8 protein-coding genes are annotated in these 12,722 nt (G+C 71.7%); 3 read left to right on the top strand and 5 right to left on the bottom strand.

Going from position 1 to position 12,722, the window contains the following annotated elements:
• Positions 1 to 2,121 (bottom strand): discoidin domain-containing protein (locus B082_RS35335; RefSeq protein WP_037709187.1); only part of this gene is annotated, 2,121 nt, incomplete at its 3' end.
• A 464-nt stretch (positions 2,122 to 2,585) separates the two neighbouring features.
• On the opposite strand from B082_RS35335, the gene B082_RS0100010 reads away from it, so the two are divergent.
• Complete coding sequence (locus B082_RS0100010) at positions 2,586 to 4,016, top strand: helix-turn-helix domain-containing protein (protein ID WP_018549767.1); 1,431 nt, start codon at positions 2,586 to 2,588, stop codon at positions 4,014 to 4,016.
• A gap of 65 nt (positions 4,017 to 4,081) precedes the next feature.
• On the opposite strand, the gene B082_RS0100015 is transcribed toward B082_RS0100010, so the two are convergent.
• The gene (locus B082_RS0100015; protein ID WP_018549768.1) at positions 4,082 to 7,564 is read right to left on the bottom strand and encodes a M28 family peptidase; all 3,483 of its coding nucleotides are present in this window, start codon (positions 7,562 to 7,564) and stop codon (positions 4,082 to 4,084) included.
• Positions 7,565 to 7,997: 433 nt separating this feature from the next.
• Between B082_RS0100015 and B082_RS0100020 the strand changes: the two genes are divergently transcribed.
• Complete coding sequence (locus tag B082_RS0100020) at positions 7,998 to 8,921, top strand: aldo/keto reductase (protein WP_018549769.1); 924 nt, start codon at positions 7,998 to 8,000, stop codon at positions 8,919 to 8,921.
• 1 nt (position 8,922) lies between these two features.
• On the top strand, positions 8,923 to 9,915 hold the full coding sequence (locus tag B082_RS0100025) for an aldo/keto reductase (RefSeq protein ID WP_026249251.1): 993 nt from the start codon (positions 8,923 to 8,925) through the stop codon (positions 9,913 to 9,915).
• A gap of 10 nt (positions 9,916 to 9,925) precedes the next feature.
• Here the strand turns inward: B082_RS0100025 and B082_RS0100030 are convergent, their stop codons facing one another.
• The 3 genes from B082_RS0100030 to B082_RS0100040 form a co-directional block, all read right to left on the bottom strand.
• Positions 9,926 to 11,062, bottom strand: a complete 1,137-nt coding sequence (locus tag B082_RS0100030) for a serine/threonine-protein kinase (RefSeq protein ID WP_018549771.1) — start codon at positions 11,060 to 11,062, stop codon at positions 9,926 to 9,928.
• A gap of 300 nt (positions 11,063 to 11,362) precedes the next feature.
• Positions 11,363 to 11,845, bottom strand: a complete 483-nt coding sequence (locus tag B082_RS0100035; RefSeq protein ID WP_018549772.1) for an Lrp/AsnC family transcriptional regulator — start codon at positions 11,843 to 11,845, stop codon at positions 11,363 to 11,365.
• Positions 11,846 to 11,981: 136 nt separating this feature from the next.
• Positions 11,982 to 12,572, bottom strand: a complete 591-nt coding sequence (locus tag B082_RS0100040) for a lytic polysaccharide monooxygenase auxiliary activity family 9 protein (protein WP_018549773.1) — start codon at positions 12,570 to 12,572, stop codon at positions 11,982 to 11,984.
• Positions 12,573 to 12,722: the final 150 nt, after the last annotated feature.

A 12,722-nucleotide genomic window follows, 5' to 3' on the forward strand; every position in this document is an offset into this window, starting at 1 on the left:
GTTGATGACGTGGTTGTACTGTCCCTGGCCGCCGAGGGAGACGACGATCAGGTCGTGGAACTTCACGCCGGGCTTGACCGGGGCCTGGAAGCCGTGGTCCTGGTGGATGTTGGGGTCGGAGGTGAAGTTGCAGTAGCTGCCGAGCCCCCAGGCCTCGTGGGTGGTGACGGAGTCGTCGACCTTGTAGGCCGCGAAGCCCTTGATGTCACCGTTCTGGATGGCGTCCTGGTTCGGGGCGTCGTACGCCTTCTCGTTCTGGTAGAAGATCGTCCTGCCGTTCTCGCCGGACCAGCGGACGTCGTACTTGTTGAAGTGCTCCACGAAGAGGCCGGTGGCCAGGACGTTGTCGCCGTTGACCTGGAGGCCGTAGTCGGACCGGTTGGTCTCCCAGCCGACGCCCTCGCCGTGGTCGGCACGCCACAGCCAGGTGTGGTCGATGATCGTGTCGTTGCTGTTGATCACCATGCCCGTGGTCGCCTTGCCCGCGCCCGCGCCGCCGACGCGGATGAAGACGTCCTGGACGCTGGTCGGGTTGGCCGCGTGGCCGGCCGATGCGCCGTCGGGGCCGACCTGGACGAGCACCTGGGAGTTCTGCGGACCGGCGTCGACGAGGAGCCCGGCGAGCTTGACGCCGTCCACGTCACCGACCTTGATGGCGGTGACCCCGTTGTCCGGGATGATCGTGGCGAGGCCGAGGCCGAGCACGACGGTGTCGGCGCGGTCGATGTTGATCGTCTGGTCCACGTGGTAGACACCCGGTGTGAACAGCAGGTGCAGGCCCTGCTGGACGGCCGCGTTGATGGTGGCGGCGGAGGCACCCGGCTTGACGACGTAGAACTGGCTCAGCGGGATCGAATCACCCTGCGGGGTGCCGTTCCAGGAGACACCGCGCGCGTTGGTGCGCTTGGCCGGGACGAAGACCTTGTAGTCGTCACCGTCCAGGTAGAGGAACGGCTTCTCGCGGGAGACGGGGGTGGTGTCGAGCGTGGTGTAGGGAGGCTCGGGGAAGCTCTGCGCGGGGGCGCCCTCGACGCCGGAGAACGTCATGTTCCAGACGCCGTTGCCCCAGCTGCCGATGGTGCTGTCCCGGGTGTACCACTGCTGCTGCGAGTACGGCGCGACCTGGCCGTCGATCTTGCTGTCGGCGATGTANCCGCCGCTCGCCCAGCCGTAGCCGTCGGGCGCCAGGTTGAGCCCGCCCTTGACGTGCATCCGGCGGAACGGGGCGGCCTGCGAGACGGCCCAGCGGTCGGTGCCGTTGACCGGGTTGAGCGCGAGGTTCTCGGCCGAACGCCAGAAGTTCTGCGTGGCGTTGCCGTTGAACCAGCCCGCGTCGACGGTGACGTCACCGTTGAACGTGGTGTCGTCCGGCTTGAGGCCGAGACCGGCGATCGAGGTGTAGAAGCCGATCTGGGCGTTGATGTTGTTGTACGTGCCGGGCTTGAACATCAGCGCGTAGCGGCCGGTGCCGAACTGCGCCGACTCCTGCTGGTGGAAGATCTCGTCGACCTTGCCCTGGATGTTGGGGGTCGACGGGTCGAACACCAGGACGTTGGGGCCGAGATCGCCGCCACCGGGGATCTGCTGACCGCCGTCTCCGCCCGTGGTGCCGAACACCTGGAACTCCCAGAGCGAGTAGCCGTACTGGGTGGCGCGGGTGGTTCCGGTCAGCCGGACGTAGCGGGCGGTGCCGGAGACGTTCAGCGTCTCGTCGCCACCGGGGCCCGTGGTGGTCGAGTAGGCGGTGCTCCACGTGTTGTCGTCCGTGGAGAACTCGATGCGGTAGCTCGTGGCGTAGGCGGCTTCCCACTTCAGTGCGATCTGGCTGACCGAGGCGGAGGTGCCCAGGTCGACCTTGAGCCACTGCGGGTCGGAGAAGGCGCTCGCCCAGCGGGTGCCGTTGTCTCCGTCCACGGCGGCGGTCGCGGGGGTACCGGCGCCCTCCTGGCTGGAAGCGGTCACCGTCTTGCCCTGGGAGAGCAGGGAAGGGGCCGCGCTGGCGTCGGTCGAGGGCACGAAGGCCAGGAGCGAGACGACGAGACCGGCGACGGCGGCCAGCACGCCGGTACGTCTTCTTCCGGACGAGGACGCGGGTCTGTGGAGCAAGGGGGGTCCATACATGGGGCAATGTCTCCTGAGTCGCGGAACGGGTGCACGACACGAAGCCGGAGAGCGCTCTCTCCGGCAGTTGGGGATACTTCTCCCTCGCTCACCTGGCGTCAATAGGTGTGCAACAACCGCTTTTTCAAGCGTCGTTGAAGACAACAGTTGACGACGGATACGCGATGAGTATCCGTATTCGGGCCGCCTTGAGGCTGGTTGGCCGCGAGGGCGGTCGCGCCGTCGATTCAGGGGATGACGGAGCGTGTACGGGGAGTGAGTGCGGCGGAGCGAGCCGTTGCCACCGCAATCACGCGACGCGCGCGACGGGGCCGCGGCCCCGGACACCGCCGGTCGGCGCGGCTGTTACCGGACACGTGGCCGCCGCCCCGGGGACAGCGGGCCCCGAGGGTCGCTATCCTCCGGTGCATGAGCCGTGAGTGTGGCGCACAGCGCGCCGCTGACCAGGCACGACGGGGTTCCGGATGAGCGCGGCGACGGGCCCCGTCGCGGCGGGGACCCGGAGCGCGCAGGCATGGCGCGCGTTCGGCGCCCGGCTGCGTCACTGGCGCCGGCGGGCCGGACTCACCCAGGCCCAGGTGGGCCTCCGGGTCGGCTACGACCACACCGCCATCAGCAAACTCGAACACGGCAGCCGCAGGACCCCGCTCCCGCTGGCCCGCCGGCTGGACGACCTGCTGGCGGCCGGCGGAGACCTCCTGGCCGCCTGTGAGGAGGCCGAGGCGCGGGAACGGGCGGAGGCCGCGCCGTCCGCGCCGGGCCCGGTCCGGCAGGGGCCGCTGCCCGGCGAACCCGCGGGCGGAACACTCACGGCGATGCTCCCGCCCGGGACCGTCCTGCCCGCGCGGCTGCCCGCGTACGGCCTCGTCTGCCCGGTGCACGGGCGGGACGGCTGCGCGGTCCCGGCGCTGCCCGACGTCGTCGCCCTGCACGCCCGGTTCTGCGCCCTCGGCCCGGACACCTCGCCCCATCCGGCCCTGGACACCGACACGGTGCACGCGCTGACCGCGCTGCTCGCCGTCTGCCTGCGCGCCGACGAGGAGCACGCCTGGCCGGGGGCGACCGCCGTGGTCGAACGCACCCTGCACGCGATGCTCCGCTGGATGGCCCTCCCGGCCGGCTCGTACCGGAGCCAACTCGCGCCGCTGGCCGCCGAGTACGCCCAGTCGGCGGGCTGCCTGCGGCTGCTGTGGGGGCGTAACGGGACGGCGATGGCCTGGCTCGACCGGTCGCTGCTGTGGGCGGCGATGGCCGGCTACGTGGGGGCGCAGGTGGCGGCCCTCAGCGACATGAGCACCCTGGCCCGGCTGGAGGGCGACGGGCCCTCGGCGCTCGCGTACGGCGAAGCCATCCGGAGGGTCGCGGCGGACCGGCCCTGGGCGGGCGCCATGAGCGATCTGTACCAGGCGCGCGGCCACGCGGTCCGCGGCGACGCCGACCGCACCCTGCATCACATCGGCCGTGCCTGGGCCCAGATGGACCGGGCCGGCGAGCGCGACGAGGCGGAGGCCCCGTGGCTCTCCGTCGCCTCCGTGCGCCTGCGGGTGGAGTCGGGCGCCGCCGGTGCGCTGCGCGATCTCGCCGCGGCCACCGGGGAACGGCGCTTCGCGCTCCGCGCCCTGGACGCGGCCGGTACCGCGATCAGGCTGCTGCCGCCAGGCATGCACTCGGCCCGGCTGCTGTTCCTGGCGCGGACGGCCGACGCCTACGTGTGCGCGGGCGAGCCGGCCGCCGCCGCGGCCGTCGCAGGGCCCGTCCTGGAGAACACCGAGGTGCACCCCCCGACCCTGCTCGGCCAGGAGCTGCGCGGGCTGTACACCCGGCTGGCCGGCCGCCCCGGCGACCGCTCCGAGACCGACGACTTCGTCCGCAGGCTGGCCGCGGCGGTCCGCTGAGGGCGCACGACAGCGGGGGCGGGACGTGTGGACCACGCCCCGCCCCCGCCCCCCGTCGTCGGATCTCAGCTCACATCGAGGGCCACGTCGTCCAGCACGAAGCTGGTCTGCAGGTAGGCGTCCTCGTTACTGGTGAACCCGAGCGTCAACGTCTGACCGGCGGCCGACGCGACGTCGAAGGTCTGCAGGACATAGCCGTTGCTCGCGTCGAGATTCGAGTACGTGGCCAGCGTCCGGGACCCCAGCTTGACGGTGAAGGTGTCGTACGCCTGCCCCCACGCCGACTCGGCGGTGTCGGTGCGCAGGTAGAACGACAGCCGGTACGTTGAGCAGCCGGCGGGCACGGTCACCGACTGCGTGGCGGTGTCGCTGTGCGTGCTGCCCCAGCCGCCGAACCATGCCTGGTACGCACCGCTGTGCGCGGGCTTCTCGGAGGTCCGGTTGTTGATGACACCGGCCGTCTGCGTCCAGGGCGCCGTCCCGTTCTCGAAGCCGCCGTTGGCCACGACCTGCCGCGGCTGGCAGCTGCCGCCGCCCCCGACCACGAGCGAGTACGTGGTGGTGTGGGTGGCGGTGCCGGTACCCGTCACGGTGAGCGTGTACGTACCCGCCGTGGTCTGTGCCCCGGCCGATACGGTCATCGTGGACGAGGACCCCGACTGCACCGAGGACGGCGCGAAGGAGACCGTGACACCGCTCGGCGCGCCCGTGGCCGTCAGCCGCACGTTCTGCGCGGAGCCGCCGGTGGTGGCCGTGGACACGGTGGCGTTCGCGGACCCGCCCGGCTGGACGTTCCCGGAGACCGGGTTCACCGAGACGGAGAAGTCGTCGGCCGGGGCGGTGGTGCCGACCGCCGTCTTCCACAGCGTGTAGGCGATCCCGTCGGCGCTGCGGTCGAGCGCGGTGGCGTTGATGTTGGAGGTGGTGTCGCAGGACTGGTGGTAGCAGGGGTCGTACGAACGGCCCGCCGTGCCACCCCACTTGGCCGCCTGGGCCGTGGTCTTGGTGTAACTGGCGCCGGTCGCGTACCCCGAGGTGGCGATGCCGCCCTGCTGGAAGGAGTAGTCGTCGGAGCGTCCCTGGCCCTCGACGTTCTCCTCCGGGGCGAGCCCGAGGGTGGTCCAGTACTCCTTCATCGGGGCGGACGCGGAGGAGTTCAGGTTGTTGATGAAGTAGCCGCCGTTGGCCGAGGCGACCATGTCGAAGTTGTAGTAGGCCTTGATGGCGCTGCGCTGGGCCGAAGTGAGCTGGCCGACGTAGTACTTGGAGCCCTGGAGGCCCTGTTCCTCGCCGTTCCACCAGGCGAAGCGGACGTGCTTGGTCATCGTCGGGTTCTGCTGGGCCAGCGCGAGGGCGTTCTCCAGCAGGGTCGCGGAGCCGGAGCCGTTGTCGTTGATTCCGGGCCCGGCGGACACGCTGTCCAGGTGGGCGCCGAACATCACGGTGCTGTCGGCGGGGCCGCCCGGCCAGTCCGCGATCAGGTTGTTGCCCGGGTAGGAGCAGGTGGTGCAGGTCTGCTCGCTGACGGTGTATCCGGCCGCCTGGAGCTTGCCCTTCACATAGGCGAGCGAGGCGGTGTAGCCGCTGCTGCCGGCCCGCCGGTTGCCGCCGTTCTGCGAGGCGATGGTCTGGAACTGGGCGAGGTGGGCCTGCACTTGGGCGACGCTGATGTCGGGCGGTGTGCCGCCGGGGCTGCCGCCGCCGTCCGTGACGGTCAGCGTGTACTGGGCGGTGTGCTCCTGGGTGCCCGCGCCCTTCACGGTGAAGGTGTACGACCCGGGCGCCGCGGCGGACGTGGTCGAGACCGTCATGGCCGACGTCGAGCCGGACTGCACGGAGGAGGGGCCGAAGGAGACGCTGACGCCGCCGGGCAGACCGCTCGCGGAGAGGTTCACCGTCTGGGCGCTGCCGGAGGAGACGGTCGTGCGCACGGTGGCGGTGACCGCGTTGCCCGCCTTCACCGAGCCGGAGGCCGGGTCGAGGGAGAGCGAGAAGTCGTTGTTCGCGCTCGGTGTGCAGGCCGGGTCACCGCTCTGGGCGGGGACACTGATCGCGTCCCACGCCGCCTTCGTGCGGCTGTGCAGCACACAGGTGGCGTCGAGGTTCTTGGCCGCGGTGAGGGTGGCCGTGCGGTAGCGCTTGTAGGTCATGCCGCTGGTCTTGAGGAGCATTCCGCCGTAGAAGACCTTGCCGGCGCTCTGGATGCCCACGCCGGTGACCGTGGAGTTGTTGCAGGTGGGGCTGGAGGGCTTGCCGCCGCCGGGGTTCGAGCCCTCGGCCAGCAGGTAGAACCAGTGGTTCAGCGGACCGGCCGCCGCGTGCTCCTCGGTGTTGGGTATGGAGGCGCTGTAGCAGTTCGGGTCGCCGATCTGGCCGGGGTTGTACATGATCCGGATCGGCCCGTTGCCGACGAGGTTGATCTTCTCGCCGACGGTGTAGTCCGGGTCGTCGTAGGGGGCCGGCTCATTGGTGTACGCCTCGGTCAGCGCGCCCATGATGTCGCCGGTGGCCTCGCCGAGTCCGGACTCGTTGTTGGCGCCGCCCGGTGTGTACTGGTCGATGCCGTGGCCGAACTCGTGGCCCACGACGTCCATGGCGCCGATCCACTGGTTGGCCTGGTTGTGGCCGATGGAGATGGAGGAGCCGTTCCAGTAGGCGTTGATGTCGTTGAGGCCGACCTTGACGGGCCAGCTGCGGCCGTTGCCGTCGTGGCCGTTGCGCCCGAGCCAGTCGCGCAGCATGTCCCACTCGTGCTGGGCCGCCCACATGACGTCGACGCAGCCGGTCTCCTTGCTGGAGGCGTTGCCCGTGCCCCAGGAGTCGGTCGACTTGGTGAAGACGCCGCCGGTGCTGTAGTCGGCGCAGCTCAGCCCCGGGCGGCTCGGGTCGCGCAGGGAGTAACTGCCGCCGGAGTTCGTGGTGTTGATGGAGAGCGGGGAGGGGCCGTTCCACTGGCTGTTGCCCGTGCCCGCCTTGACGTCGTCGTAGCTGTCCAGGACCGCCCCGGTGCCCGCGTCGACGAAGACGTGCAGCCGGCTCGGCGCCTTCTCGCTCCGGCCGGTGAGCACGGTCTCCCAGGCGAGCCGGGAGCGCTTGCCGGTGGCCCGCACCACCAGCCGGTGGCTCTCGACCCGCTCCACCGAACGCAGTTGCCTGCGGGAGGTGGCCTCGGCCGACTTCGCCGAGACCGTCGCGGTGGTGGGCACGTTGATGCGCCGCGACAGGGCCGACTGCGAGCCGCGGACCCGGCCCTTGGAGTCGGCCACCACGACGGCGTCCCCGCCGACGACCGGCAGGCCGCGGTAGGTGCGCTCGTACGCGACGGAGTAGAGGCCGTTGATCCACGGGGTCACCGTGCGGCGCTCGTAGCGCTCCTCCGGGCCCTTGGCCAGGGTGTCGAGACCGCTGTCGGCCGCCCGGTCGGCGGCCGAGACGGCGGTGGTGAGTGCCGTGGGAACCGGGGGCGGTGACGGTTCCGCGGATGCTGACCGGCCGCTGACAGCGACCAGCATTCCGGCGAGGACGGCCAGGGCTGTCCCGGCCGTCAAGGGTCTGCGTTTCATCGAGGCTCCTCGTCTTCGTGGGGACCTCGGTCACGGGCAGTGGCGTGGGGAGACGCGCCCGCCCGTGCGGCAGCGTGGGCCGTCCGTCCGGGTGGTGTCCGTGAGCGAGCGACCGAACACTCACATGCCGTCATGACCCCGTCAACGAACTGCGGGCGCCTGGAAGGGAGTTGGCAAGTCTGGTCAAGTTGCCCCGCGACAACGCGCGGAAACCCGCGCGACTGCACGTCTGCGCGGGGGTGTTGGTGCGAGGGTGGACAGGCGGCGAGGCGGACGTTATCCTGCACTCTCACCAAATCGGTGATCAATACGCAACTGTCGAGGCGAGCATATCACTGAATCGGCAATTGCGCAAGCCTTCTTGGCGGCCCCTCATGCGGCGGCCCCTCGACCCGTATCCACAAGGAAGGCATCAGCCTTGACCTCGCACTCCCTCGGCGCAGCGGCCGCAGGCACCTGGCGGCTCGGCGACCTGACCGTCAACCGCATCGGGTTCGGCGCCATGCGGCTGACCCAGAACGGCGCGGCCTTCAGCAGTGAGCGCACCCCGCACGACCGGGACCGGGCCGTCGCCGTGCTGCGCCGCGCCGTCGAACTCGGCGTGAACCACATCGACACGGCGGCCTTCTACTTCTCGCCCCTGCGCTCGGCCAACGAGCTGATCAACCGGGCGCTCGGCCCCTACCCGGACGACCTGGTCATCACCACCAAGGTCGGCCCCGGGCGAGGCCCCTCGGGCGACTGGCTGGACTGGGCCCGGCCCGAGCAACTGCGCGGCCAGGTCCAGGAGAACATCCGCCAGCTCGGCCGCGACCACCTCGACGTGGTGAATCTGCGGGTGAACGGGCCCGCACCGATCGGCGACCGGTTCGCCGCCCTGGCGGAACTGCGCGAGGAAGGGCTCATCCGCCATCTGGGCCTGTCCAACGTCTGGCCCGAGCAGATAGCCGAGGCCCGCGCCATCGCCCCGGTCGTCTGCGTGCAGAACCGCTACGGCATCGGCGAGCGGCGCCCCGACTCCCAGGAGGTGCTGCGCATCTGCGCCGAGCTGGGCATCGCCTTCGTCCCCTTCTACGCCATCGCGGGCGCCGGCCGCGAGTCCGGGGCCGGCGCCGCCGAGCACGAGGCGCTGCTCGACGTCGCCCGTGCCCATGACGCGTCACCCGCCCAGGTCCGGCTGGCGTGGACCCTCCAGCAGGGCCGGCACGTCCTGGCCATCCCGGGCACCGGCGACCCCGCCCACCTGGAGGCCAACGTGGCGGCGGGCACCCTGCGGCTCACCGACGACGAGATGCGCCGTCTGACCGCGCTCGGGCAGCCCGCCGGACACGGACACCCGTAGCATGATCCCCATGGAGCAGCGTGAACTGGGCAGGACCGGACGGGACGTATCGGTCGTCGGACAAGGAACCTGGCAACTCGGCGGGGACTGGGGTGAGGTCCGCGAGGCGGACGCCCTCGGGGTGCTCGACGCGGCCGTCGAAGCGGGTGTCACCTTCTTCGACACGGCGGACGTGTACGGGGACGGGCGGAGCGAACAGCTCATCGGCCGCTATCTCAAGGAGCGGCCCGACGCCGGGGTCTTCGTCGCCACGAAGATGGGCCGCCGGGCCGATCAGGTGCCGGAGAACTACACCCTGGACAACTTCCGTGCGTGGAACGACCGTTCCCGCGCCAACCTCGGGGTCGACACCCTCGACCTCGTACAGCTGCACTGCCCGCCCACCGCGGTCTACGCGTCCGACGAGGTGTACGACGCCCTCGACACGCTGGTGGCCGAGCGGCGGATCGCGGCCTACGCGGTGAGCGTGGAGACGTGCGCCGAGGCGCTGACGGCCATCGCCCGCCCCGGTGTCGCGAGCGTGCAGATCATCCTCAACCCGTTCCGACTCAAGCCGCTGGACGAGGTCCTTCCGGCGGCGCGGGCCGCCGGAGTCGGCATCATCGCCAGGGTGCCGCTCGCCTCCGGGCTGCTGTCGGGCAAGTACACCGCGGACACCGTCTTCGCCGCCGGTGACCACCGCACGTACAACCGGCACGGCGAGGCGTTCGACCAGGGCGAGACGTTCTCCGGCGTCGACTTCGAGACCGGCGTGGCCGCCGCCGCGGAGTTCGCCGGGCTCGCTCCCGAGGGCGCGACGCCGGCGCAGACGGCGCTGCGCTGGATCATCCAGCAGCCGGGCGTCACCAGCGTCATCCCCGGAGCGCGCTCCACGGAGCAGGCACGGGCCAACGCGGCCGCAGCCGCGCTCGACCCGCTGCCGCAGAGCACGCTGGACGCGGTGCGCGACCTCTACGACCGCAGGATTCGCGCGGCGGTCCACGGCCGCTGGTAGGAGGCTCCGGTCACCGGTCGGCCCCGGGAGTCTCCGGCGCGCCGGACGACGTACCACCGTCCGGCGTGGTGGCCGACCCGGTGTCGGGGGCGAACAGGCTCATCCCCAGGTACACGGCGGCCAGGAAGGCGATCACGCCCGCGATGGCGCTGGCCACCCGGGGCCGGCGCCGGATCGCCTCACCGGCGCTGCGCCGCCTGGCGGTCCCGGCCCGGGGGGCCGCACGCCGGCCGTGCCCGGAGGCCTGCGGCAGCCGGTACGTCGTCGGGGCGCCGGACTCCGCTCCGGGGGCCGGCGCGGCGGGGCGCGGGGCGTGCGGCGCCGGGTAGGCGGCGGGGGGTGGCGTCAGGGCCGGGGCAGGCTGATGCAGCGGCAGGGCCTCGGCCCGGCCCCGCCAGGCGTCGCCGTGGAACCAGTCGGCGACCTGCTGGGCGGTGGGCCGGTCCTCCGGCTGCTTGGCGAGCAGACCCAGGAGATAGGCGTCGAAGGCGGCGGACACGTCGACGCCGCGCTGCCGCAGCGGCACGGGCGGTGTGTCCACGTGCTGGTAGAGGGTGGCGGTGGCGGTGTCCGAGCGGAACGGCGGCTGCCCGAGCAGCAGTTGGTAGATGACGCAGCCGAGCGAGTACATGTCGGACGCGGCGTCCGCCGTGCGGCCGAGCGCCCGCTCCGGGGCGAGGTAGAGGCTCGTACCGACGATGTGGCCCGTGGTCGTCAGCGCGGCGGAGGGGTCGTCGACGAACTGGGCGATGCCGAAGTCGCCGATCTTGACGGTTCCCTCGCCGTCCAGCATCAGGTTCCCGGGCTTGATGTCGCGGTGGACGATGCCCTGCCGGTGCGCCGCGGCCAGCCCGGCGGCGGCCTGTCCGGCGATGCGGGCGGCCTGCTCGGGGCCCAGCCGCTCCTGGGCCAGCAGGAGATCGGCGAGGCTCCTGCCCTCGACGAGTTCCATCACGAGGAAGAGCCGGTCCTCCCAGGCCCCGAAGTCGAAGACCGCCACCAGATGGGGGTGGCTCAGCCGGGCGGCGGTCTGCGCCTCCAGCCGGAACCGGGCGGTGGCCGACTCGTCGGCGTGTTCCCCCAGCAGCAGCTTCACGGCGACCGCACGGCCGAGAACCTCGTCGGTGGCCCGCCAGACCTCACCCATGCCGCCCCGGCCGATGGCGGATATCAGCCGGTACCGACCAGCAACCAGCACCTGTGCACACCTGTCTCGAATAGTCGGGCCTCTCGGGCAGCCCGGACGGAGGGCCGCTTCGACTGCCGCGGCGGCGGCCTCGTCGGGGACGAGGGCGGGGTGGGGGGAGCGCGGCAAGATCAGGATATCCGGCGCGCGGAGCGCCGACGACCGGCGGTCACCGCCGTGGCCGGGGAGGCGCGTTGACGGGCCGCCGGCGCCGGGTCCGCCAGGTGCGGCCGACGGGGGGAGTCCGGTGACGAGTGGTCGTCACCGGCCGCCGGCCGCGGCCCGGCCCACGGACTCGACCAGGGGCAGCAGCCGGTGCGGCACGCGTTCGCGCAGCGCCACATCGGTGCGGGTCCTGACCACGCCGGGCAGCCGGATGAGTCGCTGGATGACGTCCTCCAGGTGCCCGTTGTCCCGCGCGACGACCCGGGTCAGCAGGTCGCCGCCGCCCGTGGTCGAGAAGGCCTCGACGATCTCCGGCACGGCGGCGAGCGCCTCGCCGACGTCGTCGAGGTGTCCCTGCGTGACCTCCAGGTGCACGAAGGCCAGGACCGGGTGGCCGAGCGCGGCTGGGGAGAGGAAGGGACCGCTCCCGGTGATCACACCGTCCCGTTCCAGCCGGTCGATCCGGGCCTGCAGGGTGCCCCGGGCGATGGCCAGGATGCGCGCGTACTCGCGCACGCTCGTCTGCGGCTGTTCGATGAGCAGTCGCAGGATACGGGTGTCGAGTGCGTCCACCGCCATGCTTCGCCGGCCTCTTTCGGTGTCGTTCGGGCCAGCGACTGTACCAACGGCCTATGTGTGTGCCAGGCCGCCCTGCCGTCGTCGCGGCCGGATGTGCCCCGCGCACGGGCGGGTGGCGCGGGGCACGGGCCGGACGTCAGAACTGGACGTCTGAGCAGGCGTAGAAGGCGTTGCCCGTGTCGGAGATCGTCCAGACACCGAGGATCAGGTGCTTGCCGGACTTCTGCGGCAGCGTGCCGGAATGGCTGACCGTCGAACCCGGCAGCTTCCCGCCGAAGGGCACGGTCAGGAACGGCTGCGGCTCCAGGTCGGCCCGGGTGAGCGGCTGGGTGGGGTCGTAGCCGTCCTTGGTGATGTAGTAGCGGAAGTCGGTCGTGGCGTGGCGGGCCTCGATCCGCCAGTTGAAGGTGTAGTTCTGACCGGCCGTGACCTGCGTGGCGGGCCAGGCTCCGCCGCGCGGGTCGTCCAGTTCGGAGAAGCGGCCGATGCCGCCCGAGCAGATGTGGCCGTCGGCCGGGCCGCGGGTGGGGAACCCCTTGGGACCCTCGACGCTCGGCGGCTCCCACTGGATCTGCCCGCAGTGCTTGACGGTGCCGATCCCGCAGAGCTGCTGACGGCTGATCGGGGAGTCGGTGTAGCCGTGGCTCTGGGCGGTGCCCGAGGTGGCCAGCAGGGCCGCGCCGACCAGCCCCAGGCCGGCCAGTAAGGAAGTGATCTTTCTGCGCATACGTCGCTCCTGGAGATGTGGGGTGATGTCCGGAGAGTGCTGCGGTCTAGACCAAGGGTGAGCGTAGCGATGGCAACTTGACATGTCTAGACCAGAGGCGCCATCGGGCTCGCCCTGTGCGGCCGGGGCGCCACTCCCGCAACGACGGCC

The organism is Streptomyces sp. ATexAB-D23 (assembly GCF_000373645.1).
Lineage (GTDB): Bacteria > Actinomycetota > Actinomycetes > Streptomycetales > Streptomycetaceae > Streptomyces > Streptomyces castrisilvae.

Bases quoted from the DNA above. Each gene is read 5' to 3' on its own strand.
- B082_RS0100010 (WP_018549767.1), top strand. From the start codon at position 2,586: ATGAGCGCGGCGACGGGCCCCGTCGCGGCGGGGACCCGGAGCGCGCAG.
- B082_RS0100025 (WP_026249251.1), top strand. From the start codon at position 8,923: ATGATCCCCATGGAGCAGCGTGAACTGGGCAGGACCGGACGGGACGTA.
- B082_RS0100030 (WP_018549771.1), bottom strand. From the start codon at position 11,062: ATGGGTGAGGTCTGGCGGGCCACCGACGAGGTTCTCGGCCGTGCGGTC.
- B082_RS0100035 (WP_018549772.1), bottom strand. From the start codon at position 11,845: ATGGCGGTGGACGCACTCGACACCCGTATCCTGCGACTGCTCATCGAA.
- B082_RS0100040 (WP_018549773.1), bottom strand. From the start codon at position 12,572: ATGCGCAGAAAGATCACTTCCTTACTGGCCGGCCTGGGGCTGGTCGGC.